24 protein-coding genes, 2 tRNA genes and 1 rRNA gene are annotated in these 23,690 nt (G+C 60.4%); 16 read left to right on the forward strand and 11 right to left on the reverse strand.

Annotated elements, in window-relative coordinates; all coding sequences use genetic code 11:
* Positions 1-229: 229 nt before the first annotated feature.
* The 3 genes from E3Z29_RS22215 to E3Z29_RS22225 all read right to left on the reverse strand — a co-directional run bounded on the left by E3Z29_RS22215 (position 230) and on the right by E3Z29_RS22225 (position 2,049).
* Positions 230-305 (reverse strand) — tRNA-Ala (locus E3Z29_RS22215).
* A 9-nt stretch (positions 306-314) separates the two neighbouring features.
* A tRNA-Ile gene (locus tag E3Z29_RS22220) sits at positions 315-391 on the reverse strand.
* A gap of 123 nt (positions 392-514) precedes the next feature.
* Positions 515-2,049 (reverse strand): 16S ribosomal RNA (locus E3Z29_RS22225).
* A gap of 682 nt (positions 2,050-2,731) precedes the next feature.
* Here E3Z29_RS22225 and rhtA point away from each other — a divergent pair.
* Together rhtA and E3Z29_RS22240 are read left to right on the forward strand one after the other, a co-directional pair.
* Positions 2,732-3,619 (forward strand): threonine/homoserine exporter RhtA, encoded by an 888-nt coding sequence (gene rhtA, locus E3Z29_RS22235; RefSeq protein ID WP_134786968.1) that lies wholly within the window; start codon positions 2,732-2,734, stop codon positions 3,617-3,619.
* Positions 3,620-3,788: 169 nt separating this feature from the next.
* Positions 3,789-4,070 carry a hypothetical protein gene (locus tag E3Z29_RS22240; protein ID WP_096795010.1) on the forward strand — a complete coding sequence of 94 codons (282 nt, stop codon included), beginning with the start codon at positions 3,789-3,791 and terminating at the stop codon, positions 4,068-4,070.
* Position 4,071: 1 nt separating this feature from the next.
* Here the strand turns inward: E3Z29_RS22240 and E3Z29_RS22245 are convergent, their stop codons facing one another.
* Complete coding sequence (locus tag E3Z29_RS22245; RefSeq protein WP_098964827.1) at positions 4,072-4,650, reverse strand: TetR/AcrR family transcriptional regulator; 579 nt, start codon at positions 4,648-4,650, stop codon at positions 4,072-4,074.
* A 92-nt stretch (positions 4,651-4,742) separates the two neighbouring features.
* Between E3Z29_RS22245 and E3Z29_RS22250 the strand changes: the two genes are divergently transcribed.
* Both E3Z29_RS22250 and E3Z29_RS22255 read left to right on the forward strand, forming a co-directional pair.
* On the forward strand, positions 4,743-5,471 hold the full coding sequence (locus E3Z29_RS22250; protein ID WP_134786969.1) for an SDR family oxidoreductase: 729 nt from the start codon (positions 4,743-4,745) through the stop codon (positions 5,469-5,471).
* A gap of 40 nt (positions 5,472-5,511) precedes the next feature.
* Positions 5,512-6,108 (forward strand): 2-hydroxychromene-2-carboxylate isomerase, encoded by a 597-nt coding sequence (locus E3Z29_RS22255; RefSeq protein ID WP_134786970.1) that lies wholly within the window; start codon positions 5,512-5,514, stop codon positions 6,106-6,108.
* Between the two features lie 49 nt (positions 6,109-6,157).
* Here E3Z29_RS22255 and E3Z29_RS22260 read toward each other — a convergent pair whose 3' ends face one another.
* From E3Z29_RS22260 to E3Z29_RS22275, 4 genes are all read right to left on the reverse strand, one after another.
* Positions 6,158-7,966, reverse strand: coding sequence for an aminopeptidase P family protein (locus tag E3Z29_RS22260; RefSeq protein WP_134786971.1), 1,809 nt, complete (start codon positions 7,964-7,966; stop codon positions 6,158-6,160).
* Between the two features lie 56 nt (positions 7,967-8,022).
* Entirely contained in the window at positions 8,023-9,189 is a 1,167-nt protein-coding gene (locus E3Z29_RS22265; RefSeq protein ID WP_134786972.1) for an aminotransferase class V-fold PLP-dependent enzyme, read from the reverse strand.
* A gap of 205 nt (positions 9,190-9,394) precedes the next feature.
* Positions 9,395-10,009 carry a LysE family translocator gene (locus E3Z29_RS22270; RefSeq protein ID WP_134786973.1) on the reverse strand — a complete coding sequence of 205 codons (615 nt, stop codon included), beginning with the start codon at positions 10,007-10,009 and terminating at the stop codon, positions 9,395-9,397.
* Between the two features lie 99 nt (positions 10,010-10,108).
* Positions 10,109-10,366, reverse strand: coding sequence for a hypothetical protein (locus E3Z29_RS22275; RefSeq protein WP_134786974.1), 258 nt, complete (start codon positions 10,364-10,366; stop codon positions 10,109-10,111).
* Between the two features lie 391 nt (positions 10,367-10,757).
* Between E3Z29_RS22275 and msuE the strand changes: the two genes are divergently transcribed.
* From msuE to E3Z29_RS22295, 4 genes are all read left to right on the forward strand, one after another.
* Positions 10,758-11,321, forward strand: a complete 564-nt coding sequence (msuE, locus tag E3Z29_RS22280) for an FMN reductase (protein ID WP_047599911.1) — start codon at positions 10,758-10,760, stop codon at positions 11,319-11,321.
* 10 nt (positions 11,322-11,331) lie between these two features.
* Complete coding sequence (gene ssuD / locus E3Z29_RS22285; RefSeq protein ID WP_007965452.1) at positions 11,332-12,477, forward strand: FMNH2-dependent alkanesulfonate monooxygenase; 1,146 nt, start codon at positions 11,332-11,334, stop codon at positions 12,475-12,477.
* Positions 12,478-12,605: 128 nt separating this feature from the next.
* Positions 12,606-13,793 carry an acyl-CoA dehydrogenase family protein gene (locus E3Z29_RS22290; RefSeq protein WP_098964834.1) on the forward strand — a complete coding sequence of 396 codons (1,188 nt, stop codon included), beginning with the start codon at positions 12,606-12,608 and terminating at the stop codon, positions 13,791-13,793.
* A gap of 25 nt (positions 13,794-13,818) precedes the next feature.
* Positions 13,819-14,922 carry a sigma-54-dependent Fis family transcriptional regulator gene (locus E3Z29_RS22295; RefSeq protein ID WP_134786975.1) on the forward strand — a complete coding sequence of 368 codons (1,104 nt, stop codon included), beginning with the start codon at positions 13,819-13,821 and terminating at the stop codon, positions 14,920-14,922.
* Here E3Z29_RS22295 and E3Z29_RS22300 read toward each other — a convergent pair.
* Positions 14,919-15,284 (reverse strand): antibiotic biosynthesis monooxygenase, encoded by a 366-nt coding sequence (locus E3Z29_RS22300; RefSeq protein ID WP_134786976.1) that lies wholly within the window; start codon positions 15,282-15,284, stop codon positions 14,919-14,921. The two genes, E3Z29_RS22295 and E3Z29_RS22300, sit on opposite strands and share 4 nt — an antisense overlap.
* Positions 15,285-15,379: 95 nt before the next feature.
* On the opposite strand from E3Z29_RS22300, the gene soxR reads away from it, so the two are divergent.
* From soxR to E3Z29_RS22320, 4 genes are all read left to right on the forward strand, one after another.
* Positions 15,380-15,829 (forward strand): redox-sensitive transcriptional activator SoxR, encoded by a 450-nt coding sequence (gene soxR, locus E3Z29_RS22305; RefSeq protein ID WP_103368494.1) that lies wholly within the window; start codon positions 15,380-15,382, stop codon positions 15,827-15,829.
* A 104-nt stretch (positions 15,830-15,933) separates the two neighbouring features.
* Positions 15,934-16,392, forward strand: coding sequence for a VOC family protein (locus E3Z29_RS22310; protein WP_103368493.1), 459 nt, complete (start codon positions 15,934-15,936; stop codon positions 16,390-16,392).
* 239 nt (positions 16,393-16,631) lie between these two features.
* Positions 16,632-17,507 carry an alpha/beta fold hydrolase gene (locus E3Z29_RS22315; RefSeq protein WP_134786977.1) on the forward strand — a complete coding sequence of 292 codons (876 nt, stop codon included), beginning with the start codon at positions 16,632-16,634 and terminating at the stop codon, positions 17,505-17,507.
* Positions 17,508-17,531: 24 nt separating this feature from the next.
* The gene (locus E3Z29_RS22320; RefSeq protein ID WP_134786978.1) at positions 17,532-18,482 is read left to right on the forward strand and encodes a LysR substrate-binding domain-containing protein; all 951 of its coding nucleotides are present in this window, start codon (positions 17,532-17,534) and stop codon (positions 18,480-18,482) included.
* A 126-nt stretch (positions 18,483-18,608) separates the two neighbouring features.
* Here the strand turns inward: E3Z29_RS22320 and leuD are convergent, their stop codons facing one another.
* Positions 18,609-19,223 (reverse strand): 3-isopropylmalate dehydratase small subunit, encoded by a 615-nt coding sequence (gene leuD / locus E3Z29_RS22325; RefSeq protein WP_134786979.1) that lies wholly within the window; start codon positions 19,221-19,223, stop codon positions 18,609-18,611.
* Positions 19,220-20,638 carry a 3-isopropylmalate dehydratase large subunit gene (gene leuC / locus E3Z29_RS22330; protein WP_134786980.1) on the reverse strand — a complete coding sequence of 473 codons (1,419 nt, stop codon included), beginning with the start codon at positions 20,636-20,638 and terminating at the stop codon, positions 19,220-19,222. The genes leuD and leuC overlap by 4 nt, the downstream gene beginning before the upstream one ends.
* 405 nt (positions 20,639-21,043) lie before the next feature.
* Here leuC and E3Z29_RS22340 point away from each other — a divergent pair, with 405 nt between their 5' ends.
* Genes E3Z29_RS22340 through E3Z29_RS22355 form a run of 4 tightly spaced genes read left to right on the forward strand, consistent with a single transcriptional unit; the run spans position 21,044 to position 23,683 of the window.
* A complete protein-coding gene (locus E3Z29_RS22340) occupies positions 21,044-22,234 on the forward strand; it encodes a PepSY domain-containing protein (protein ID WP_134786981.1) in 1,191 nt (396 codons plus the stop codon).
* Positions 22,231-22,773 carry a thiamine pyrophosphate-binding protein gene (locus E3Z29_RS22345; protein WP_095137357.1) on the forward strand — a complete coding sequence of 181 codons (543 nt, stop codon included), beginning with the start codon at positions 22,231-22,233 and terminating at the stop codon, positions 22,771-22,773. Before E3Z29_RS22340 ends, E3Z29_RS22345 begins: the two co-directional genes overlap by 4 nt.
* Positions 22,770-23,111 (forward strand): hypothetical protein, encoded by a 342-nt coding sequence (locus E3Z29_RS22350; protein WP_134786982.1) that lies wholly within the window; start codon positions 22,770-22,772, stop codon positions 23,109-23,111. The genes E3Z29_RS22345 and E3Z29_RS22350 overlap by 4 nt, the downstream gene beginning before the upstream one ends.
* Positions 23,108-23,683, forward strand: a complete 576-nt coding sequence (locus tag E3Z29_RS22355; protein WP_134786983.1) for a DUF6162 family protein — start codon at positions 23,108-23,110, stop codon at positions 23,681-23,683. The genes E3Z29_RS22350 and E3Z29_RS22355 overlap by 4 nt, the downstream gene beginning before the upstream one ends.
* Positions 23,684-23,690: the final 7 nt, after the last annotated feature.

The raw sequence follows: 23,690 nt of genomic DNA on the forward strand, positions 1-23,690 counted from the left end.
CCAAGCAATCTGGTTATACTGTGAAGACGACATTCGCCGAAAATTCGCAAAACTCTTAAGAGTCACTCACAAATTTTACCTTAGCCTGATCCGTTACCAGTGAAAGTAACGTTCAGTCTATCTTTCTATCACATACCCAAATTTTTAAAGAACGATCTAATCAAAGACTAGAAATCAATATTCATTCACGAATATTCATTTCTAAACTCTAACAAGCAGAAGCAGTTAATGGTGGAGCCAAGCGGGATCGAACCGCTGACCTCCTGCGTGCAAGGCAGGCGCTCTCCCAGCTGAGCTATGGCCCCATACAAAATTGGTGGGTCTGGGCAGATTCGAACTGCCGACCTCACCCTTATCAGGGGTGCGCTCTAACCAACTGAGCTACAGACCCAATTTCGAGCGCGTAACTGATTAGCTAAGAGCTATCAGCTTGGAGCTTAAGCTGCTTCTATCGTCTTCTTCAATGAATCAAGCAATTCGTGTGGGAACTTATGGAGCAGCTGATGTCGTCGATTAAGGAGGTGATCCAGCCGCAGGTTCCCCTACGGCTACCTTGTTACGACTTCACCCCAGTCATGAATCACACCGTGGTAACCGTCCTCCCGAAGGTTAGACTAGCTACTTCTGGTGCAACCCACTCCCATGGTGTGACGGGCGGTGTGTACAAGGCCCGGGAACGTATTCACCGCGACATTCTGATTCGCGATTACTAGCGATTCCGACTTCACGCAGTCGAGTTGCAGACTGCGATCCGGACTACGATCGGTTTTGTGGGATTAGCTCCACCTCGCGGCTTGGCAACCCTCTGTACCGACCATTGTAGCACGTGTGTAGCCCAGGCCGTAAGGGCCATGATGACTTGACGTCATCCCCACCTTCCTCCGGTTTGTCACCGGCAGTCTCCTTAGAGTGCCCACCATAACGTGCTGGTAACTAAGGACAAGGGTTGCGCTCGTTACGGGACTTAACCCAACATCTCACGACACGAGCTGACGACAGCCATGCAGCACCTGTCTCAATGTTCCCGAAGGCACCAATCCATCTCTGGAAAGTTCATTGGATGTCAAGGCCTGGTAAGGTTCTTCGCGTTGCTTCGAATTAAACCACATGCTCCACCGCTTGTGCGGGCCCCCGTCAATTCATTTGAGTTTTAACCTTGCGGCCGTACTCCCCAGGCGGTCAACTTAATGCGTTAGCTGCGCCACTAAGAGCTCAAGGCTCCCAACGGCTAGTTGACATCGTTTACGGCGTGGACTACCAGGGTATCTAATCCTGTTTGCTCCCCACGCTTTCGCACCTCAGTGTCAGTATCAGTCCAGGTGGTCGCCTTCGCCACTGGTGTTCCTTCCTATATCTACGCATTTCACCGCTACACAGGAAATTCCACCACCCTCTACCATACTCTAGCTTGCCAGTTTTGGATGCAGTTCCCAGGTTGAGCCCGGGGATTTCACATCCAACTTAACAAACCACCTACGCGCGCTTTACGCCCAGTAATTCCGATTAACGCTTGCACCCTCTGTATTACCGCGGGCTGGCACAGAGTTAGCCGGTGCTTATTCTGTCGGTAACGTCAAAGTTGCAGAGTATTAATCTACAACCCTTCCTCCCAACTTAAAGTGCTTTACAATCCGAAGACCTTCTTCACACACGCGGCATGGCTGGATCAGGCTTTCGCCCATTGTCCAATATTCCCCACTGCTGCCTCCCGTAGGAGTCTGGACCGTGTCTCAGTTCCAGTGTGACTGATCATCCTCTCAGACCAGTTACGGATCGTCGCCTTGGTGAGCCATTACCTCACCAACTAGCTAATCCGACCTAGGCTCATCTGATAGCGCAAGGCCCGAAGGTCCCCTGCTTTCTCCCGTAGGACGTATGCGGTATTAGCGTTCCTTTCGAAACGTTGTCCCCCACTACCAGGCAGATTCCTAGGCATTACTCACCCGTCCGCCGCTGAATCCAGGAGCAAGCTCCTTTCATCCGCTCGACTTGCATGTGTTAGGCCTGCCGCCAGCGTTCAATCTGAGCCATGATCAAACTCTTCAGTTCAAACATCTTTGGGTTTTTAAGAAACCCTAAACTTGGCTCAGCAATCGTTGGTTACATCTTTGATTTCTCGCGGAGTAACTTGTGATGCTGATAATCTTGTTGACTATTAGTCTGACTCCACAAGCACCCACACGAATTGCTTGATTCAGTTGTTAAAGAGCGGTTGGTTAAGATCTTTCGTCTCAACCGAGGCGCGCATTCTACAGCAGCCTCATTTGCTGTCAAGTGATTATTTTCAGAAGTTTTCGAAGATTTCTTCAACAACTTCAACCACTTGCGCTTCCGATCTCTCGTTAGCGGGAGGCGAATTCTACAGCGTTACACGCTGCTGTCAACACCTCTTTTTCTCCGCTTTCGACCGAGAAGATCGAACCGTCAAAAGAGCCAAACATCACCGCTCTTTCAACTCCTTCCAGGCTTCGATGAACTGAAGCAAGTCGCTGTCGAAAACTGCGTAACTCATTGAATCTCAAGGAGTTTTCCGTTTCGACTGCGCCGGAAGTGGGGCGAATTATAGACTTCCTGAATCTGCCGTCAACCGTTAATTTCAGTTTTCTATCAATGCACCGAAAAAGCCTGCTTATATATAGATGCAACGTCAGCGAATGCGCAGTATATTGCCCAACACTTAAAACAACACCCTGCTCTCAACCCTGCTCTCACCTTCGGATGATGCCTCGCAATGACTGACCAACCTCGCTCTCTGGCCTCAATGCTGTTCCCGGTTGGCCTCTTATTAATAGCCATGGCATCCATTCAGTCTGGCGCCTCTCTGGCCAAGAGCATGTTCCCGGTGGTTGGCGCTCAGGGGACGACCACCCTGCGCCTGGTCTTTGCCAGCGTAATCATGCTGTTACTACTGCGTCCGTGGCGCGCCAGGCTGACAGCTCAGTCCCTGCGCACGGTGATCGTTTACGGAATGGCGCTGGGCGGCATGAACTTCCTCTTCTATATGTCATTGCGCACCGTGCCACTTGGCATCGCAGTCGCGCTTGAATTCACGGGTCCGCTGGCCGTCGCCATCTACGCCTCTCGCCGTGCGATCGACTTCCTCTGGATTGCTCTGGCGGCAGCTGGCCTGCTCCTGTTGATCCCCACCGGAGCGACCTCCACGGGAATTGATCTGGTCGGTGCCGGTTACGCCTTGGGGGCCGGCGTGTGCTGGGCGCTGTACATTCTGTTCGGCCAAAAGGCTGGCGCCGACAACGGCGTGACGACCGCGGCGCTGGGCGTGATGATTGCCGCACTGTTTGTCGCCCCGATCGGCATCGTGCATGCCGGCGCGGCATTGCTCACCCCGTCGCTGATCCCGGTGGCCATCGGCGTCGCCATCCTCTCGACTGCTTTGCCCTACACGCTGGAGATGGTCGCCCTCACCCGCATACCAGCCCGCACCTTTGGGACTTTGATGAGCATCGAACCGGCCTTTGGCGCGTTGTCCGGGCTGCTATTCCTGCAGGAGTACCTCACGCTGTCACAATGGATGGCGATCCTGTGCATTATTCTGGCTTCCGTCGGGGCAACCATGACCATGGGCAGTAGCGCCAAACCCGTTGTAGCGGCAGATTGAAACAGGATTTGACGAAGGTCTGGCAATTGGCGTTCATTTAGGCCATGTTTAGACCCCTTAACTCAGTGCCAGGCATGGATTTTTTCGGACAGGGATATCGAACCGCTTAAAGCGCAGGCGAATACAGGCAGACCCGAGCGCCAGACTCGTGGCTACCATAAGGACGGTAATGAAACGAATTTTGATACTGATCGCTGTATTGGCAGTAGCGGGGTGCGCAGCCACCGCCAAGACCCAAGTGAAGCACGGTAAAAAAGGGCTGCACATCAACTGTTCCGGGCTGTCGTCCTCTTGGGACAAGTGCTACACCAGCGCCGCCAATGCCTGCGCCCCAAAGGGCTACAAAGTCATCGCCAAATCAGGGGACGCCGTGGAAGAACCCGGCGACTACCCGTTCGGTCTTAATCCGGCCGGTTATACCAGCCGCAGCATGATCGTCATCTGCAAATGAATCATGCTGGCTGCTCGCCTTGTCGAGCAGCCAGCTGACGCCCGATTTCCTCATGACTGGATTTCAATACCGTTCGCTGAATATCCGGTGTCACCAGCATCCGCGCCACCACCAGTGCTCCGACGCATTGCGACAGAATCGCCCACGCCAGGCTGTCGCTTTCCAGAATCTGCGCCCAGCTGGCTTGCAACCGACAAATCCACAACTCTGCCTGCTCGCGAACCTGATCATCTGAACGGGCAATTTCCGCACCCAGTGTCGGCAAGGCGCAGCCCGATTCAGGCTGCTCCACGTGAGCCATGCTCAGGTACTGTTTCAGACAGCGTTCCAGCCGCTCACGATCCTGCGCCCCCTGCCCTCCCAGTCGCTCCAGGCTCTGACACAGTTCACGCTCGACGATCGCCGTGAACAGCTCGTTTTTCGACGAGAAGTGGCTATAAAACGCTGCGCCACTGAGGCCGATAGCCTTCATCAAACCATCGACACCGACTGTGGAAAAGCCCGAACGCTTGGCTGACAGCGCGCTGCTGTTCAGCAGTTTTTCTCGGGTTTCCAGCTTGTGACCGGCGGAATACCGCATGTGCTTGCCCTCTTGATCGACCGCCTTGACGTTGTCCGGATCCTAGCATAACGTTCGTTCACTTAACGATCGTTTACTAAAGGGATCTACCCATGAATAACAAGAAGGTCGTGTTGGTGGTGGGTGCTGGCGATGCCACCGGCGGAGCGATTGCCAAGCGCTTTGCCAGAGAAGGTTTTATCGCTTGCGTCACCCGGCGCAGCGCCGACAAATTGCAGCCGCTGGTCGAGGCGATTCAGGCCGAGGGTGGCGAAGCTCACGGCTTTGCCTGCGATGCGCGCAAGGAAGAAGACGTCATTGCGTTGATTGAAGAGATTGAAACCCACCTCGGCCCGATCGAAGCGTTTGTCTTCAACATTGGTGCCAACGTGCCTTGCAGCATTCTCGAAGAAACTGCGCGCAAGTATTTCAAGATCTGGGAAATGGCCTGTTTCTCGGGCTTTCTCAATGCCCGCGAAGTGGCCAAGCGCATGGTCACCCGCCAACGCGGCACCATTCTGTTCACTGGCGCCACCGCCGGGCTGCGCGGTGCTTCCGGATTTGCCGCGTTTGCCGGCGCCAAACACGGTATCCGTGCACTGGCACAAAGCATGGCTCGCGAGTTGGGCCCGATGAATATCCACGTCGCCCATATAGTGGTCGATGGCGCGATCGATACCGACTTCATACGCAACAGTTTCCCGGAGAAGTACGCGACCAAGGATCAGGACGGTATTCTCAATCCCGAACACATCGCCGAAAACTACTGGTATCTGCACAGTCAGCCACGGGATGCCTGGACCTTCGAGCTGGATCTGCGCCCGTGGAACGAACGCTGGTAAGCCCCGCCTCCTCCATAACAATAATCAGAGAGCAGCGAACATGACGAAAACCGTGGAGTTCTATTTCGACCTCGGCAGCCCTGCCACCTACCTGGCTTACACCCAATTACCGAAAATATGTGCCGCAACTCAAAGCGAGCTGATCTATATCCCGATGCTGCTGGGCGGCGTGTTCAAGGCGACTGGCAACGCGTCGCCGGCGATGATTCCGGCGAAGGGCCGCTACATGTTTCAGGATCTGGATCGCTACGCCAAACGTTATGGCGTGCCGCTGAAATTCAATCCGCATTTCCCGATCAACACGCTGATGCTGATGCGCGCGGTCACCGGCATCCAACTGCGCCAGCCGGAACGCTTTCACGCATTTATCGATTGTCTGTTCAAGGCATTGTGGGTGGAGGGACGCGCTCTCGATGAGCCGGCGACTGTCGCTGCGGTTTTGAGCGAACAAGGCTTCGATCCCAATGAAGTCCTGGCCCTGACCAACGACGAGACAGTCAAGGCAGCCCTGAAGGACAACACCGAGACAGCCATTAAACGCGGGGTGTTTGGCGCGCCGAGCATGTTTATCGGCAACCAGATGTTCTTTGGACAGGACCGCCTCGACTTCGTCGAAGAGGCCCTGCGTCAGGCTTAGAAAAACCTCAGAACCCGGACGCTGCCAACAGCGCCCGGGTTTCAGCCATTCAAATCGCCGCTGTGCGCGTGTTCAGCCACTCCAGCGCGGCCCCCTCCAGCAACGGACTCAGACGCTCACGCACTTCAGCATGGTAGGCGTTGAACCACTGCTTCTCTTCCTGCGTCAGCAAGGATGGCTCCAGGCAGCGCGTATCGATCGGGCACAGGGTCAAGGTTTCAAACTTGAGGAACTCGCCAAACTCGCTGCTCCCCGCCTCGCGGTTCATCGCCAGGTTCTCGATGCGCACGCCCCAACGACCCGGACGATAGGTGCCCGGTTCAATCGAAGTGATCATCCCCGCTTGCATCGCCGTTTGCGGTGCCGGTGCTGCCTGATAGGCGATCACCTGCGGGCCTTCGTGCACGTTGAGGAAATAGCCGACCCCATGACCGGTGCCGTGACCGTAATCCACGTTTTCCGCCCAGATCGGTGCGCGGGCGATGGCATCGAGCAACGGCGAGAGAATGCCTTTCGGGAACTGCGCCCGCGACAGCGCGATAACGCCTTTGAGTACGCGAGTGCAATCACGCTTCTGCTCGTCCGTCGGGGTTCCGACCGGGACCATTCGGGTGATGTCGGTGGTGCCGCCCAGGTACTGGCCGCCCGAGTCGATCAGCAGCAAGCCGTCGCCTTCGATCACCGCGTGTTCTTCTTCGGTGGCGTGATAGTGCGGCATCGCGCCATTGGCGTTAAACGCGGCAATCGTGTTGAAGCTCAGCGACACGTAATCCGGACGGCGCTCACGGGCAGCGGTGAGTTTTTCGTCGATGGTCAGTTCGGTGATGCGTTCACGCCCCCAGGCCGATTCCAGCCAGGCGAAGAATTCGCACAACGCCGCGCCATCCTGCTCCATGGCCTTGCGGATATGTTGCGCATCAGCTTCGCTCTTTTGCGATTTGGCGAGGGTGGTCGGGTTCAAGCCTTCGACCAGTTTCACCGCGCTGTCGAGGTTATCCAGCAAACCGCTGGTCACCCGCGCCGGATCCACCAGCAGGCTGGCGCCGCCTGGTACAGCGCGCAAGGCGTCAGCGACTTCGCGATAATCGCGCAGAGTCACGCCGTCCTGCTCCAGCACCGCACGCAACTCGGCATCAACTTTGCTCAAAGCCACAAACAGCGTGGCCTGCTGTTGATTGATCAACGCAAAAGAAACAAACACCGGGTTGAACGACACGTCGCCGCCGCGCAGGTTGAACAGCCAGGCGATGTCATCGAGGGTGGCGATGAAGTGCCAATCGGCGCCACGTTCCTGCAGGGTCTCGCGCAGTTTGGCGAGTTTTTCGCCACGGCTGACCGTCGCTTGCGGTGGCAGATGCTGATAGATCGGCGCGTTCGGCAGGCTCGGGCGATCCGCCCAGACTTCATTCAACAGGTCGATGTCAGTGCGCAGACGCGCGCCGCGGGCTTCGAGCTTGCTGCTCAGGGTGCGCGCTGAAGCCACGGCCATCACCGCACCGTCGACCGCGACTACGCCACCTTCGGGTGTCTGCTCCGCCAGCCAGTCCAGCGGGCTCGGCTGACCCGGTTGCAGCTTGACCAGCTCGATGCCGCTGCCCTTGAGTTCCTTGGTCGCCTGTTCCCAGTAACGACTGTCGGCCCAGACTCCGGCGAAATCAGCAGTCACGATCAAAGTGCCGACCGAACCATGAAAGCCCGACAGCCATTGCCGCCCTTGCCAGTAGCCCGGCAGGTATTCCGACAGATGCGGGTCGGCCGATGGCACCAGCAACGCATGAATGCCTTCACGGCGCATCAGTTCACGGGTGTGCGCCAGGCGCTGGGGAACCGTTCCTTCGGTCAAAGTCTGGGTACTCATCATGTCTCCTGCCAATCACTTCATCGTTATTGTTCGTAGCCGTGAAAACCGGCTGGTTAAAGCCCTGTCGCCCAGAATGCCGGGGCACTGGCGCAGGCGCCTTTGATCAGTGCTGCCGCCTGATCGACATCATCGGCGGTGGTGAAACGGCCGAGGCTCAGACGAATGGTGCGCCCGGCCAGCCGGGCGTCGTGCCCCAGTGCCAGCAGCACGTGAGAAGGCGTGTTGCTCGCCGAGTTGCAGGCCGAGGTCGCGGAAAAGGCGATCGACTGGCTCAAGGCCGCACTGTTGAATTCACCTTCGCTGAAAGTCAGGCTCAACGTGTGCGCGATACGCTGGCTGGCGCTGCCGTTGAGGCGTACGCCCGGCAGACTCAGCAACTGTTCGAGCAGCCGTTCACGCAGCGCCACGATGGACTTTTTCTCGGCATCGAATTCGGCAGCCGCCAAGGCGAATGCCGCGCCCATGCCGGCGATCTGATGCGTCGCCAGGGTCCCGGAGCGCAGCCCGCCTTCGTGGCCGCCGCCATGAATCTGCGCCTGCAAGCGCTGCTGCGCGCGTGGGCCGACATACAACGCGCCGATCCCCTTGGGACCGTAAAGCTTGTGCGCCGAAAACGACATCAAGTCCACTGGCCACTGCTGCAGATCGATCGCCACTTTGCCGGCGCCCTGCGCGGCATCGACATGGAACAACGCGCCACGGCCGCGCACGACTTCACCGATCGCCGGGATATCGTTGAGGGTGCCGAGTTCGTTGTTGACCAGCATCAGCGACACCAGAAAGGTGTCGTCGCGCATGGCTTCGCTGACCGCCTGCGGGGTGATCAGGCCTTCGGCGTCCGGTACCAGATAGGTCACCGCGACGCCGGCATCCTGCAATTGCCGGGCGGTATCGAGAATGGCTTTGTGTTCGATCTGACTGGTAATGATGTGGCCACCGGCAACGCCGCGTGCCTGGGCCACGCCCTTGAGGGCAAGGTTGTTGGATTCGGTGGCGCCGGAGGTCCAGACGATCTGCGCAGCCTCGGCGCCGACCAGTTCGGCGACTTGCCGACGGGCCTGCTCGACCGTTTGCCGGGCCTGCTGGCCGAAGGCGTGGGAGCTGGACGCCGGGTTGCCGAAGTTACCGTGAAACCCCAGACAATCGATCATCACCTGGATGACCCGCTCGTCCACCGGGGTGGTGGCGGCGTAATCGAAATACAACGGACGTTTATTCATAAAAGACTCGCAGAGCGTGTTCCGGGATCAGGAGGCTCGTGTCTGCAAACGGCACAGCGCAGCCTTGTGAGCTGCGCCTGGGTTCGAGACCGTCATCAATACCTGATCGGATGCCGTTAAAGAAGAACAACTTCATTTAAAAGTGCGTAGGAACGCTCCTGAAGCCGAGCTTAACAGGCATCGGGCCGGCGGTTGAAGCAATGCGTCAGTGAAAGCTTTCGAGAAGTAACGGGTACAGCGAAATCACCAACAGCGCCGCCATGCCCCAGTTGAACACCCGCAACCAGCGCGGGTCCTTGAGCACGTTACGCAGCAGCGTGCCGCACGCTGCCCAGACGCCGACGCTGGGCAGGTTGATGAGGGCGAACACGGCGGCGATGACCACCACGTTGGTGAAGTAACCCTGCATCGGCGTGTACGTGCTGATGGCACCGATGGCCATGATCCAGGCCTTGGGATTGACCCACTGAAACGCGGCGGCACCCAGATAGCTGATCGGTTTGGCCTCGCCTTCCACGCCCTCACCCACCGGCCCCGAATGGGCGATTTTCCACGCCAGGTACAACAGATATGCAGCGCCGAGATAGCGCAACACGGTGTAGAGAATCGGGTAAGTCTGGAACACCGCGCCCAGGCCAAAGCCCACGGCGACCACCAATACGAAGAAACCGCAGGTAATGCCGAGCATGTGAGGAATGGTGCGGTTGAAGCCAAAGTTCACGCCCGACGCCAGCAACATGGTGTTGTTCGGCCCCGGTGTAATCGAGGTGACAAGGGCAAACAGGGCAAAGCCCAACAGCAGATCAAGCGAGAGGGTCATGGGGCAATCCGTCAGGGTCATTCAGGTGTTGACCCTATCGCACGGCAGCGCGCAAACCCACGGACAGTTACGCGAAAATTCAAGCAGTACAGTTTGCGATTAGCTTGGACGACCGTGCAGCTGTATGGCTCGCCCGGCGCTCATTTCAGCTTTCTTGTCGAATTGCGATTCGCCCAACAGTGCGGATTTTTTCGCGTGATATTCGTCGAAAGACAAGCCGCTGCGGTTCAGCGCTTCCATTGCCAGTTCGCGGGTTTCTTCGGCGGTGTACGGCCGTTGTTCGGGGGAAACGTGGGTCGCGCAACCGGCGAGTACGGAGACAGCGAGCAGCAGCGAAACAGTCAGTAAACGATTCATGGGGAGCGTCCTGGCGAGCGGTGGTAGTCGATGGACAAAGGCTACGCCCGCTCCTCTCCGGGCAAAAATCAACGCTCTCAATAGTGGCTATCAGGATTTCAGCTTGATCGGCGACATATCTCTTAACGATCTATAAATATCGATTAACGTTCTTTTACGGAATAAACAGCAGCCGCTATAAATCCCTGCACACGGCGAACAACTGTTGCTCCAGCAACTGTTGCCCAGGCAACAGCAGATCAACAAACCCGCCCGATATCTGCACAACCGGCTCACGGCACAATGCTCAAGCCCGTGTAAACCGGGGTCTCAGGAATTGGTACAGCGCTTGCTCAAGCCTTGGCACTTACTCACTGCTCGCTGAGCAACTGTTGATAAAAAGGAACTGATCATGTCGCGTCCCCTGAAAGTCGTCGCCCTCTCCGGCGGCACCTGGCGTCCATCGCGCACGCTGGTGCTGACCCAAGCGCTGTTGGCCGAACTGGCCGGACACTTACCGGTCGAGAGTCATCTGATCGAACTCGGTGACATCGCCCGCCCGTTGGGTGGTGCCCTGTCGCGTCAGGAGCTGAGCGCCGAGGTCGAGGCCGAACTGCAAGCCATCGAACAGGCGGATCTGCTGATCGTCGCCGCGCCGGTGTATCGCGGTTCCTACCCGGGCCTGCTCAAGCATCTGTTCGACCTGATTGACCTCAACGCGCTGATCGACACCCCGGTGCTGCTTGCCGCCACCGGCGGCAGCGAGCGCCATGCGCTGGTACTCGATCATCAGTTGCGGCCGCTGTTCAGTTTCTTCCAGGCGGTGACCCTGCCGATCGGGGTCTACGCCACCGAAGCCGATTTCGCCGACTACCAGATCACCAGCGAACCGCTGAAAGCGCGGATCCGTCTGGCCGCCGAACGCGCCGCGCCGCTGTTCGGCACACAAATCAAACCGTTGCTGAAAATCGCTTAAGGAGCTGTTCATGGATGTTTTCTGGTTCCTGCCGACCCACGGCGACGGCCATTACCTGGGCACCACCCAAGGCGCGCGCCCGGTCACCCTGAATTATCTGAAACAAGTGGCGCAAGCCGCCGACAGCCTCGGCTATCACGGCGTGCTGATTCCCACCGGGCGCTCCTGCGAAGACTCGTGGGTGATCGCCTCGGCGCTGGTGCCGTTGACCGAACGCCTGCGTTATCTGGTAGCGATCCGCCCGGGGATCATTTCGCCCACCGTTTCGGCGCGCATGGCGGCAACGCTCGATCGACTGTCCAATGGTCGTCTGCTGATCAACGTGGTGACCGGCGGCGACCCCGACGAAAACCGTGGCGACGGCAGCTTCCTGAGCCACAGCGAACGCTACGAAGTCACCGACGAATTCCTCAGGATCTGGCGCCGGGTGTTGCAAGGCGAATCGGTGGATTTCGAGGGCAAGCACCTGAAAGTGCAGAACGCCAAAGCCTTGTATCCGCCGGTGCAGAAACCGTATCCGCCGTTGTATTTCGGCGGCTCGTCCGACGCGGCGCATGACCTCGCTGCCGAGCAAGTCGACGTGTACCTGACCTGGGGCGAACCGCCCGCCGCCGTTGCCGAAAAACTCGCCGATGTACGTGAACGTGCCGCTCGCCATGGACGCAAGGTGAAGTTCGGTATTCGCCTGCACGTCATCGTTCGCGAGACCGCCGAAGAGGCGTGGAAGGCTGCGGACAAACTGATCGAGCACATCAGCGACGAGACCATCGAAGCCGCGCAGAAATCCTTCTCGCGCTTCGACTCCGAAGGCCAGCGGCGCATGGCGGCGTTGCACGACGGGCGTCGCGACAACCTGGAAATCGCCCCCAACCTGTGGGCCGGCGTCGGTCTGGTACGCGGCGGCGCCGGTACCGCGCTGGTGGGCGATCCGCAGCAAGTGGCCGCGCGGATCAAGGAGTACGCCGACCTCGGTATCGAGAGCTTCATCTTTTCCGGTTATCCGCACCTGGAAGAGGCTTACCGCTTTGCCGAACTGGTGTTCCCGCTGCTGCCCGAACCGTATGCAAGCCTGGCTGGACGCGGCGTGACCAACCTCACCGGGCCGTTTGGCGAAATGATTGCCAACGATGTGTTGCCCACCCAAGCCAAGGCCTAAAAACGCCCATTGTAGGAGTGAGCCTGCTCGCGAAAGCGGTTTATCTGAGACGGTGATGTCGACTGTGCTGACCACATCGCGAGCAGGCTCACTCCTACAGGGATTGCATCGATTTTGAGGAACACCGCGTGACCGCCAAACCACAAAGCACCCTGCTCTCCCCGCTGCAGACCGCGCGCCAACTGGCCGCCGAATTCGCCCTCACCGCCGTCGAGCGTGACGAGCGCGGCGGCACGCCGAAGGCCGAGCGCGATGCCCTGCGCGACAGCGGCCTGCTGGCCCTGAGCATTCCCACCCGTTACGGCGGCCTCGGCGCGACATGGAGCGAAACCCTGCAAGTCGTGCGCGAGTTCGCCAAGGTCGACAGTTCCATCGCCCACGTCTTCGGCTTTCATCACCTGATGCTCGCCACCGTGCGCCTGTTCTCGCGTCCCGAACAATGGCAGCCGTGGTTCGAACAGACAGCGCGGCAGAACTGGTTCTGGGGCAACGCCCTCAACCCGCTCGACACCCGCACCGTGGTCAAGGACTTCGGCGGTTGGCGCGAGTTTTCCGGGAAGAAAAGCTTCTGCTCCGGCGCCAGCGATTCGCAGATGCTGATCGCTTCGGCCGTCGACGAAAGCGCCGGCGGCAAGTTGCTGATCGCGGCCATCCCCAGCGGTCGCAGCGGCATCACCTTGCACGATGACTGGAACAACATCGGCCAGCGCCAGACCGACAGTGGCAGCGCCACGTTCGAACGGGTGCGGGTCGAAGAATCCGAGCTGCTGCTCGATCCCGGCCCATTGAGCACACCGTTCGCCTGCCTGCGTCCGCTGATCGCGCAACTGACCTTCACCCACATGTTCCTCGGCATCGCCGAAGGTGCCTTTGAGGAAGCGCGCCAGTACACGCTGAGCGAAACCCGGCTCTGGCACAAATCCGCCGCCCGCAATGTGCGTGAAGACCCGTACGTACTCGCGCATTACGGCGAGTTCTGGGTGGCGCTGGAAGGCATCCGCCTGCTGGTCGAACGGGCCGCCGCGCTGCTCGATGAGGCCTGGGCCAAAGGCCCGAACCTGACCGCTGAGGAACGTGGACATCTGGCCACGGCGATTGCCACCGCCAAGGTCGCCGCCAGTCGTCAGGGGCTGGAGATTTGCAGCCGCTTGTTCGAAGTCACAGGCGCGCGTTCGACCCACGCCTCGCTGCGCCTCGACCGGCACTGGCGCAACCTGCGCACGCAGACCCTGCACGACCCGCTCGATTACAAACTTCATGAGCTGGGCGACTGGGCGCTGAACCAGGCGCTGCCGGTGCCGACGTTCTATTCCTGATCTTGCCTTTAATGGAGCGAGCCCCATGCAACTGCTGACCCTTCCGCCCTCACCCGCGCTGGCGACATCGATCCGCGCCACCGCGCAGGTCTTCGAAGACCCGAAATCCCAGGCCCTGCTCGCCCATCTGCAACAGGTCGCGCCGAGCGAAGCCAGCGTACTGATCATCGGCGAGACCGGCACCGGCAAGGAGCTGGTGGCGCGGCACATCCATAACCTGAGCCACCGCCGGCATCGGCCGTTTGTCGCGGTCAACTGCGGCGCGTTTTCCGAATCGCTGGTGGAAGCCGAGCTGTTCGGCCATGAAAAAGGCGCCTTCACTGGCGCCCTCAGCGCCAAGGCCGGGTGGTTCGAAGAGGCGGATGGCGGCACCTTGTTCCTCGACGAAATCGGCGATTTGCCGATGGCGATTCAGGTCAAGTTGCTGCGGGTGTTGCAGGAGCGCGAAGTGGTGCGCCTCGGCTCGCGCAAGAGCATTTCGATTGATGTACGCGTGCTGGCCGCGACCAACGTGCAACTGGAGAAAGCGATCAACGCCGGCAACTTCCGCGAAGACCTGTTCTACCGGTTGAATGTGGTCAATCTGGAACTCAGTCCGCTGCGCGACCGCCCCGGCGATATTCTGCCGCTGACCCGACATTTCATCGAGGCCTACAGCCAGCGCCTGGGTTACGGACGGGTCAGCATCAGCCCCGGTGCCGAACAGAAACTGCGCAGCTACAGTTGGCCGGGCAACATCCGTGAACTGGAAAACGTCATCCACCACACCCTGTTGATCTGCCGTAACGGCGTGATCGAGCGCGACGATTTGCGCCTGTCGAACCTGCGCATCGAGCGCCCGGACGATCAGCAGTCGAACGCCGACGATTCACCGGAAGCGCTGCTGGAGCGAGCCTTCCAGAAGCTCTTCGAACAACAGGCCGGCGCCCTCCACGAAAAGGTCGAAGACGCCCTGCTGCGCGCCGCCTATCGCTTCTGCCATTACAACCAGGTGCACACCGCCGCGCTGCTCGGTCTGAGCCGCAATGTCACCCGCACGCGGCTGATCAAGATCGGCGAACTGGCGGTGAACAAGCGGCGACTCACGGAGAACCTGCACGGTGAACGCCTGATCCAGTTGTCGATCTAGCCCACCAGATTGCAGTGCAGCGCATCGTCATGACTGCGGGCGATGCTGCTCAACACCTGAAATGAATTGAAGGTCACGGTCTTCGCCTGATGGGCGCGGATCAGCTGCCAGAAATCCTGCTCGCCGCTTTCATAGCGACAGAACGCCGCCTCCCCGGCTTCGCGGCTCTGCCATTGCAGCAAGCTCAGCACCCGCCGACCGTCGTCGCTGACCTGGACGCTGGCGCTGACAAAGCCTGCGTAGCGCTGCGCCAGATGTTCACTCTGCTGCGCCAGCGCACTGACCAATGCCGGTTGCTGGCGCGGCTCGATCTCGAATTCGATCAATTGGGTAAAACTGCGATTTTTCGTCGAGGTTTGCATGAGAAGTCCCCATTCATCGTAAGACGAGTCTTGCGACTCGAAGGCCTGCAGGGTAAAACCTCTAGTTAAGTCAAGGTCAAGAGCCCTATTGCAAAATGATCACCCCGGAAAACCTGCACAAACAGCTCACCGTGGGCGAAGTCGCCGCGCGCAGCGGAGTCGCGGTCACTGCCCTGCACTTTTATGAAGCCAAAGGCCTGATCACCAGCCAGCGCAATGCCGGCAATCAGCGCCGTTATCCACGGGCAGTCTTGCGCCGGGTGGCGTTGATCAAGGTCGCGCAGCGTCTGGGCATTCCGCTGGCGGAGATTGGCGAGGCGCTGAAGAGACTCCCCGACGACCGCGCTCCGACAGCAGCAGACTGGAAAGTCCTGTCCGAACAATGGCGCCGCGAACTGGACGAGCGGATCAATCAGCTGACCTTGTTGCGCGACCGGCTCACCGGTTGCATCGGTTGCGGGTGTCTGTCGATGGAGGCCTGCCCGTTGCGCAATCAGGGCGATGTGCTCGGTGATCAGGGGCCGGGGGCGCACTTTCTGGACTGACTGCTCGTCGGGGAAAAATCCTGGCCGCGCAGACAGTTCTATAGTGAATCTTCCACAAATCCGGTGGAGCCATACCTCGCAAAACAAAGAACAGGGAGAACGTCATGAGCGTCAAACCCATTCCCGAGGGGTATCACAGCATTACCCCGTACCTCGGCATCCTCAAGGCCGCCGAAGCCATCGAGTTCTACAAGAAAGCCTTTGGCGCGACCCAGGTCATGCGCCTGGACATGCCCGACGGGCGCGTCGGCCACGCCGAACTGCGCATTGGCGACAGCGCGATCATGCTCGGCACACCGTGCGATCAAGGGCCGTTGAGTGGTCCGGACAATGCCGTGTCGGTCGGTCTGCATCTGTATGTCACTGATGTCGACAAGTCCTTTCAACGGGCGCTGGATGCCGGGGCGAAAGCGGTGTCGGAGGTCAAGGATCAGTTTTATGGTGATCGCAGCGGGACGCTGAAGGATCCCTATGGGCACCTGTGGTTTCTGGCGACGCGCAAGGAGGATCTGACGGAAGAGCAGATCAAGCAGCGGGCGATGGAGATGTTCAGTCAGGGTTGAGATTTTCAGGGTTTGGGCTGGCCTCTTCGCGGGCAAGCCCGCTCCCACAGGGATCTCCGGTGTTTATACGATGGGTGTCACACAGAAAAACACTGTGGGAGCGGGCTTGCCCGCGAAGGGGCCAGCCCTGGCGACACACATCACACTTCATGAACCACCACACCACGCTTCAACCCTTGCCCCGAATGCCGAACACTTTCAGGATGCATCCCACCCGCACCTGAACAAGGATCAGCCCGATGTTTGCCGGATTCGTCAAAGACCAGCGCCACGTCAACGGCGTCGACATCGCCTATCGCCTTGGCGGCAGCGGCCCGGGGCTGTTGCTGTTGCACGGACACCCGCAGACCCACGTGATCTGGCACAAGATTGCCGAGCAGTTGGCGGAGCATTTCACCGTGGTCGCCGCCGACCTGCGCGGCTATGGCGACAGCGCCCGACCGGTTGCCGATGAACAACACCGCCGTTACTCAAAACGCGAAATGGCCAGGGACAACCTCGAGTTGATGCAGGCGCTGGGCTTCGAACAATTTTCGATTCTGGCCCACGACCGTGGCGCCCGGGTCGGCCATCGCCTGGCCCTCGACCACCGCGCTGCGGTGCAACGGATGATGCTGCTGGACATCGCCCCGACCCTGGCAATGTACACGCAGACCAACGAAGCGTTCGCCCGCGCCTATTGGCACTGGTTTTTTCTGATCCGCCCGGCGCCGTTGCCGGAAACCCTGATCGAGGCCGATCCCGCAGCCTATCTGCGCAGCGTGATGGGCAGCCGCAGCGCCGGACTCGCGCCGTTCACCGAGCCAGCGTTCGGCGAATACCTGCGTTGCCTGCAACGTCCCGGCAGCGCCCGAGGCATTTGCGAGGACTACCGCGCCAGCGCCAGCATCGACCTGGAACATGACCGGGCCGACATCGCTGCCGGCCATCATCTTGACCTGCCGCTGCGGGTGCTGTGGGGTGCGCAAGGCACAGTCGGGCGCTGCTTTGACCCGCTCAAGGAATGGCAGCATGTGGCGACCAACGTCAGTGGCAAGGCGCTGCCGGCCGGGCATTATCTGGCCGAAGAAGTGCCCGAACTGTTGCTCGCCGAAGCGCTGGATTTCCTGCGCTGAATCGAGCCCTGTACCGCCGATGCTATGCTGGCGGCTTGTGCCGCCAGTGCTCGTTCCCACATGTCCCAGAACCAAGACCCCGTGCCCCTGCCCGAAGACCTGCGCGTGCTGCTGACCGTGATCCGCAAGAACGGTTTCGCCGCTGCCGCTGATGAACTGGGCCTGTCCCCGGCCTACGTCAGCAAACGCATCCAGATTCTCGAATCGACCCTCGGCACTCGCCTCCTGCACCGCACCAGTCGCCGGGTGTCGCTGACCGAAGACGGCGAGCGGGTGCAGCGCTGGGCCTTGCGCATCCTCGATGATTTTCAACAACTGCATGACGATCTCGCCGACGCCCACGACAACCCGCGCGGGCGTTTGCATATCTGCAGCAGCTTCGGTTTCGGCCGCAACCATGTGGCGCCTGCGGTTTCGCGGCTGGCCGAGCTTCACCCGCAGTTGCAGATTCGCCTGGACCTGTTCGACCGCGCGGTGGACATCGTCAACGAAGGCTTCGATCTGGAAATCCGCGTCGGCGACGACCTGCCCGGTCAGCACATCGGCCGGCAACTGGTGAGTAACCGCCGGGTGCTGTGCGCTGCGCCCGCATACCTTGAGCGCCGCGGCACACCGCAGACTCTGGACGATCTGCAACAACATGACTGCCTGGTGATCAAGGAGCGCGACAACGCTTTCGGCGTCTGGCATCTGGATCGTGACGGCACACAGGAAAGCGTGCGGGTCAGTGGGCCGCTGTCTTCCAACAACGGCGAGATTGTCCTGCAATGGGCGCTCGACGGACGCGGCGTGTTGCTGCGTTCATTGTGGGATGTGAAACCATTGCTGGAACAGGGCCGACTGCTGCCGGTGCTGGCCGCTTACAGCCAGAGCGCCAATGTCTGGGCGGTGTACCCGACGCGGCTGGCCAACTCCGGAAAGCTGCGGGCGTGTGTGGAGTTTTTGCAGGGGCATTTCAAGGATTTGTCGCTATAGCGGGTGCAACACCAAACCCTTGTAGGAGTGAGCCTGCTCGCGATGGCGGTCATTCAGCCAATGATTATTTCGACTGACACGACGCCATCGCGAGCAGGCGAAGGCCTACAGAGGGCTAGTTGGGTGTCAGGTCAGCCATGGGTTGGCGGCCAGATGTTCGCGCTCGAACGCCTCGATCTGCTCACGCCGCTGCAAGGTACTGCCAATCGCATCCAGCCCCAGCAACAGCGCGGTCTTGCGCAAGTCATCAATCTGGAAATCGATGACTTCACCGTCCGCCAGACGTATCTGCTGCGCCTCCAGATCCACATTGATCAGTACCGTTTCAGGCTGACTCACCAACCGGCCAATGCGCTGCACCTGTGCCTCGTCCAGGGTAATCAGCAACACCCCGTTGCGCTGGCAGTTGTCGTAAAAGATCCCGGCAAAACTGCTGCCGATCAGCGCGCGAATGCCCATTTGCTGCAACCCCCACACCGCGTGTTCGCGGCTGGAACCGCAGCCGAAATTCGCCCCGACTACCAGAAAACTCGCGCCCTGCCAGGCTGGCTGGTTCAACACGAATTCCGGGTTGGGCGTGCCGTCGGCAAGAAAGCGCAGATCGAAAAACAGCCCACGATCCAGTCCCTGACGGTCGATACCCTTGAGAAACTGCTTGGGCATGATCACGTCGGTGTCGACGTTGGCCGCGAGCAGCGGCGCGGCCTGGCCGCTGACTTGCGTGAAGGGTTGCAGGCTCATGGGCGTTCTCCAAAGTGGCGGATGTCGGTGAGGTGGCCGCTGATGGCGGCAGCGGCAACCATCGCCGGACTCATCAGATGGGTGCGCGCCCCGGCACCCTGGCGGCCTTCGAAATTGCGGTTGGTGCTGGAGGCGCAACGGTCGCCGGGCGCGAGCACGTCATCGTTCATCGCCAGGCACATCGAGCAGCCGGACTGGCGCCATTCAAACCCGGCGTCGATGAAGATCTGCGCCAGCCCTTCGGCTTCAGCCTGAGCGCGGACCTCACTGGAGCCGGGCACGATCATCGCCCGCACATGCCCGGCCACCCGCCGACCGCGCACCACGCTGGCGGCGTCACGCAGATCCTCGATCCGCGCGTTGGTGCAGGAGCCGATAAAAGCGTGGCTGATGACGATATCGCGCAGCGCCATCCCCGCCTCCAGGCCCATGTATTGGAGGGCGCGGCGCATGTCCTGACGCAGGATCGGATCGTCGATGCGTTGCGGGTCCGGCACCTGCGCACCGATCGGCGCGGCCTGATCGGGGCTGGTGCCCCAGGTGACCATCGGCTCCAGCAGGCTGGCATCGAGGTGGATTTCGCGGTCGAACACGGCGCCGGGATCGCTGCGCAGTTCACGCCATTTTTCCACGCCGCGCGCCCAGCGTTCGCCTTGCGGTGCGCGGGGTTTGCCGTTGAGATAAGCAAAGACTTTTTCGTCCGGCGCCATGAACGCACCGCGTGCACCGGCTTCGACCGCCATGTTGCAAATGGTCATCCGCGCTTCGACGCTCAGCGCATCGATGGTCGATCCGCAGAACTCGATCGCATAGCCAGTGGCGCCCGACGCACCGATGCGGCCGATCAGCGCCATGATCACATCCTTCGACGTCAGCCCCGGCGCCAGTTCGCCATCCACCGTCACGCGCAGGCTTTTCAGGCGTTTGTAGACCAGCGTCTGCGAGGCAAGCAGGTGCTCGATTTCCGAGGTGCCAATGCCAAATCCGAACGCCCCCAGCGCACCGTACGTGGTGGTGTGGCTGTCACCGGCAGCGATGACCATGCCCGGCAGAATGAAGCCTTGCTCCGGGGCGATCACATGCTCGATGCCCTGACGTTTATCGAGGATATCCAGCAGTTCGATGCCGAAATCCCGGCAGTTCTCCGCCAGATACGACACCTGCCGCGCACCGCCGGCATCAGGCATCGCCGCCACCCGTTTGGGGGTGGTCGGGTTGACGTGATCGACCACCGCCAACGCCGTACCCGGCCGCCAGACCTTGCGCCCGGCAGCACGCAGACCGCTGAACGCCTGCGGGCTGGTGTATTCGTTGATCACCTGGCGATCGATATACAGCAGCACATGGCCCTGATCGTCGAGGCGGCACACGGTGTGCGAATCGATGTGTTTGTCGTAGAGGGTTCTGGGGCTCATCAGGGCGCTCGCTCAGGGAATCCGGTGTTTTCCATCATAGGGAGCGCTTTGATCGCATCAATTGCCAGGCAGTGAGAGCGGCGTTCATGAATCGTGTTTGATCGGCTGATCAATGACTGCCTCTGTGGGAGCGGGCTTGCTCGCGAAGGCGTCGCGTCAGTCGACATCAAAGTTGAATGATCTACCGCATTCGCGAGCAAGCTCGCTCCCACAGGGGTTGGTGGTGACTGGGGGAATTGCGAAACATTTGCTTTCATATCACCTTTCGGGATTTCTCCGGCTCATCCGTCCTATAGAGATGCAGGCCGTTCGCACAGGCAACAGCCACGACCGCGCCTTTTGCGGACACCCGCGCTGCGAAGCCCGTAGCCGCGTGCCCTTTCATCGAAATCAAGACGCGCAATCATGTCGAAGAAATCCCGTTCCAAACTGTGGTTCCTGGTGCATAGCTGGCTCGCGCTGCCGATCTGGTGTTTTGTCCTGATCGTCTGTGTCACCGGCACGCTGGCGGTGGTCAGTCAGGAAATCGTCTGGCTGGCCAACCCGCAAATGCGCGCCAGCCAGCCATCGGATGACGCACCGCGGCTCAGTTACGATCAAGTGCTGGCCGCGATCAAACAGGCCGAACCGCAGACGCTGGTGGAAAGCATCAGCCGCCCCGACGAATCGCACTTCGCCCTCGATGTCGAGGTCAGCTACCCCGACGGCCGCTCGCAGACGGTCTACGTCAACCCGTACACCGGGGTGATCCAGGGCCCGGCGCCGGACTTCAACTTCAAGGCGTTCACCCGCGCCCTGCACGGCTGGTGGCTGGTGCCGTTCACCAATGGTTTCAGCTGGGGCTGGTACCTGGTGTCGTTCCTCGGCCTGCCGATGCTCGCTTCGCTGGTCACCGGGCTGGTGGTGTACAAGCGTTTCTGGAAAGGTTTCTTCAAACCCACCCTGCGTTTTCGCCACGGTGCGCGGATCTTCTGGGGCGACTTCCATCGACTGAGCGGCATCTGGTCGATCTGGTTCATCGCGGTGATCTCGATCACCGGCACCTGGTTTTTGATCCAGGCCATTCTGGCCGACAACCAGGTGTCGATCAGCAGCGAGCCGATCATTCCCGCCATGTCCCGGGAAAGCGTACCGATGTCGAGCGACGCCAGTCCTCCCCCACGGATCAGCCTTGATCGCGCGGTGCAGATCGCCGAACAGCACATCCCCGGGCTGGAAGTCAGTTTCGTCAGCCTGCCGGGCAATGCCTACAGCCACTTGAGCCTTGGCGGGCGCGGCTGGTATCCATTGATGTTCCAGACCGCCACGCTCAACCCGTACAACGGTGAGATGGCCGCCACGCGACTGCTGACTGACCGCTCCTCGCTGGAGTTCGTCACCGAGTCGATGCGCCCGCTGCACACCGGTGATTTCGGCGGTCTGTGGATCAAACTGATCTGGTTCTTCTTCGGTCTGCTGCTGAGCATGATGGTCCTCAGCGGCCTGTTGATCTGGACCAAGCGCACCGCGCTGGCCACCGCCAACGCGCTCAAGCGCGAAAATAAAAAGGCCCGCAGCCCCCGCGTCAGCCGTGAACCGGCGGAGGTCAGTCCGTGAGCCAGTCCAACCGCACTGCCCAACCGTCCGCCCTGCGCCGCTTCTGGCACAAATGGCGCTTTCACCTGAACGCCTTGTTGCTGCTGATTCCGTTGGGCTTCATGCCCAAGTATTTCGCCGATGCCGCGCTGTTTCGCGGTGACGTCGGCCTCGGTGAGCATGAGGTCGGCGAAATCCAGGTCGGCCCGTGGAGCCTGCGCCTGGCCGAACTGCGTAACGAAGCACCGCGCCTGAGTGGCCCCGCCGGCTACATGAAGGACTTCAATGCCGCCCTCTGCGACGCCTGTGTCGAACAGGTCAAGGCCACCTACCTGCGCATCGGCAAACCGCGCAGCCTGCGCGCCGCTGGGGTGATTTTCTTTGGCACGCCGTATCGCATGGGCGCGCAATTGCCGGTGGCGGAAAAAACCAAAGCCGATGCCGAACTGTGGATCACCATGGAAGGCTGGGACGGCAGCATGCATCAGGCCTCGATTCCCCTGAGCCAGGCCTCCCCCGCCACCCTCGCCTGGCTGAACCAACAAGGAGCCAAACCATGAACCGCGTTCAACGCCCTTCCCGCCTGCGGATGCGCGCCGCGTTGCTGATGCTGTGCGCAGGTTTCAGCGCCGGCGCCCTGGCCCATAACCCGATGTGCGAATGCAAAGCCGTCGATGCCGAGCAGATCAAATGCACCGGCGGCTTCTCCGACGGCAGCGGCGCACCGGGAGTAACCCTCGATGTGATCGGTTACGACGAAACCATTCTGCTGCCGGGCAAGCTCGGCGCCGACTCGACCGTGACGTTCAAGAAACCGGCGGCCGAATTTTATGTGCTGTTCGACGCCGGCCCCGGCCACGTTGTGGAAATCGACCAAGCCGACATCGAGGCCCCATGAGCACGCCCACCACCCAAGTCGTCCGCCCGGCCGGTGCCGGGCATGAAACCCTCAATGTTCTGCTGTTGTGTTTACTGATCCTTGCCGTCGCCGGCTCGGTGGTGGCATGGCGCGGGGTGTCCCATGAACCGGAGCCGGTCGCCAGCCATCAGCTCGATGCGCGGCGCGATCTCAGCGCCGCCGAGCAAGGCATCTACGCCGACCTGCGGGTGACCCTCGATGAAATCCGCCTGCTGCATGAGGAACAGCAGAGCCTGCCGACGCCACAGACTCTGGCTGAAGAAGGTTTCGCCCCGTTCGCCCAGGACGCCAGCTCGGTCAGCCGTGGCGGGCATGCCTGGCAGTTACTGGCGGACCGCGCCTATTTCGGCCACAGCCAGGCGCCCGCCGTCGCCGGTTCGTTCGTGATGCTACTGAGCGCCGACGCCACTGCCGCGCCGGACATCTGGCTCAACCGCGCCGCCGAGCTGCAGACGCCCACCGAACTGAATGACGCCGCGCTGTCCGCCGCAGGCTGGAAACAGATCGTCGCGCAGTTCGATGCCGGCGTGACCCGCGAGCATCGCCACTGAACCTTCG

The organism is Pseudomonas sp. S150 (assembly GCF_004526365.1).
Lineage (GTDB): Bacteria > Pseudomonadota > Gammaproteobacteria > Pseudomonadales > Pseudomonadaceae > Aquipseudomonas > Aquipseudomonas putida_A.

What these genes read in the sequence shown, in the direction of transcription:
- E3Z29_RS22250 (WP_134786969.1), top strand. Translation starts at nt 4,743, where the DNA reads ATGAATAACAAGAAGGTCGTGTTGGTGGTGGGTGCTGGCGATGCCACC.
- E3Z29_RS22270 (WP_134786973.1), bottom strand. Translation starts at nt 10,009, where the DNA reads ATGACCCTCTCGCTTGATCTGCTGTTGGGCTTTGCCCTGTTTGCCCTT.
- E3Z29_RS22355 (WP_134786983.1), top strand. Translation starts at nt 23,108, where the DNA reads ATGAGCACGCCCACCACCCAAGTCGTCCGCCCGGCCGGTGCCGGGCAT.
- E3Z29_RS22315 (WP_134786977.1), top strand. Translation starts at nt 16,632, where the DNA reads ATGTTTGCCGGATTCGTCAAAGACCAGCGCCACGTCAACGGCGTCGAC.
- E3Z29_RS22245 (WP_098964827.1), bottom strand. Translation starts at nt 4,650, where the DNA reads ATGCGGTATTCCGCCGGTCACAAGCTGGAAACCCGAGAAAAACTGCTG.
- leuC (WP_134786980.1), bottom strand. Translation starts at nt 20,638, where the DNA reads ATGAGCCCCAGAACCCTCTACGACAAACACATCGATTCGCACACCGTG.
- E3Z29_RS22295 (WP_134786975.1), top strand. Translation starts at nt 13,819, where the DNA reads ATGCAACTGCTGACCCTTCCGCCCTCACCCGCGCTGGCGACATCGATC.
- E3Z29_RS22340 (WP_134786981.1), top strand. Translation starts at nt 21,044, where the DNA reads ATGTCGAAGAAATCCCGTTCCAAACTGTGGTTCCTGGTGCATAGCTGG.
- E3Z29_RS22240 (WP_096795010.1), top strand. Translation starts at nt 3,789, where the DNA reads ATGAAACGAATTTTGATACTGATCGCTGTATTGGCAGTAGCGGGGTGC.
- msuE (WP_047599911.1), top strand. Translation starts at nt 10,758, where the DNA reads ATGTCGCGTCCCCTGAAAGTCGTCGCCCTCTCCGGCGGCACCTGGCGT.
- E3Z29_RS22265 (WP_134786972.1), bottom strand. Translation starts at nt 9,189, where the DNA reads ATGAATAAACGTCCGTTGTATTTCGATTACGCCGCCACCACCCCGGTG.
- E3Z29_RS22275 (WP_134786974.1), bottom strand. Translation starts at nt 10,366, where the DNA reads ATGAATCGTTTACTGACTGTTTCGCTGCTGCTCGCTGTCTCCGTACTC.
- E3Z29_RS22320 (WP_134786978.1), top strand. Translation starts at nt 17,532, where the DNA reads ATGCTGGCGGCTTGTGCCGCCAGTGCTCGTTCCCACATGTCCCAGAAC.
- soxR (WP_103368494.1), top strand. Translation starts at nt 15,380, where the DNA reads ATGATCACCCCGGAAAACCTGCACAAACAGCTCACCGTGGGCGAAGTC.
- E3Z29_RS22310 (WP_103368493.1), top strand. Translation starts at nt 15,934, where the DNA reads ATGAGCGTCAAACCCATTCCCGAGGGGTATCACAGCATTACCCCGTAC.
- E3Z29_RS22350 (WP_134786982.1), top strand. Translation starts at nt 22,770, where the DNA reads ATGAACCGCGTTCAACGCCCTTCCCGCCTGCGGATGCGCGCCGCGTTG.
- E3Z29_RS22255 (WP_134786970.1), top strand. Translation starts at nt 5,512, where the DNA reads ATGACGAAAACCGTGGAGTTCTATTTCGACCTCGGCAGCCCTGCCACC.
- ssuD (WP_007965452.1), top strand. Translation starts at nt 11,332, where the DNA reads ATGGATGTTTTCTGGTTCCTGCCGACCCACGGCGACGGCCATTACCTG.
- rhtA (WP_134786968.1), top strand. Translation starts at nt 2,732, where the DNA reads ATGACTGACCAACCTCGCTCTCTGGCCTCAATGCTGTTCCCGGTTGGC.
- E3Z29_RS22260 (WP_134786971.1), bottom strand. Translation starts at nt 7,966, where the DNA reads ATGAGTACCCAGACTTTGACCGAAGGAACGGTTCCCCAGCGCCTGGCG.
- leuD (WP_134786979.1), bottom strand. Translation starts at nt 19,223, where the DNA reads ATGAGCCTGCAACCCTTCACGCAAGTCAGCGGCCAGGCCGCGCCGCTG.
- E3Z29_RS22300 (WP_134786976.1), bottom strand. Translation starts at nt 15,284, where the DNA reads ATGCAAACCTCGACGAAAAATCGCAGTTTTACCCAATTGATCGAATTC.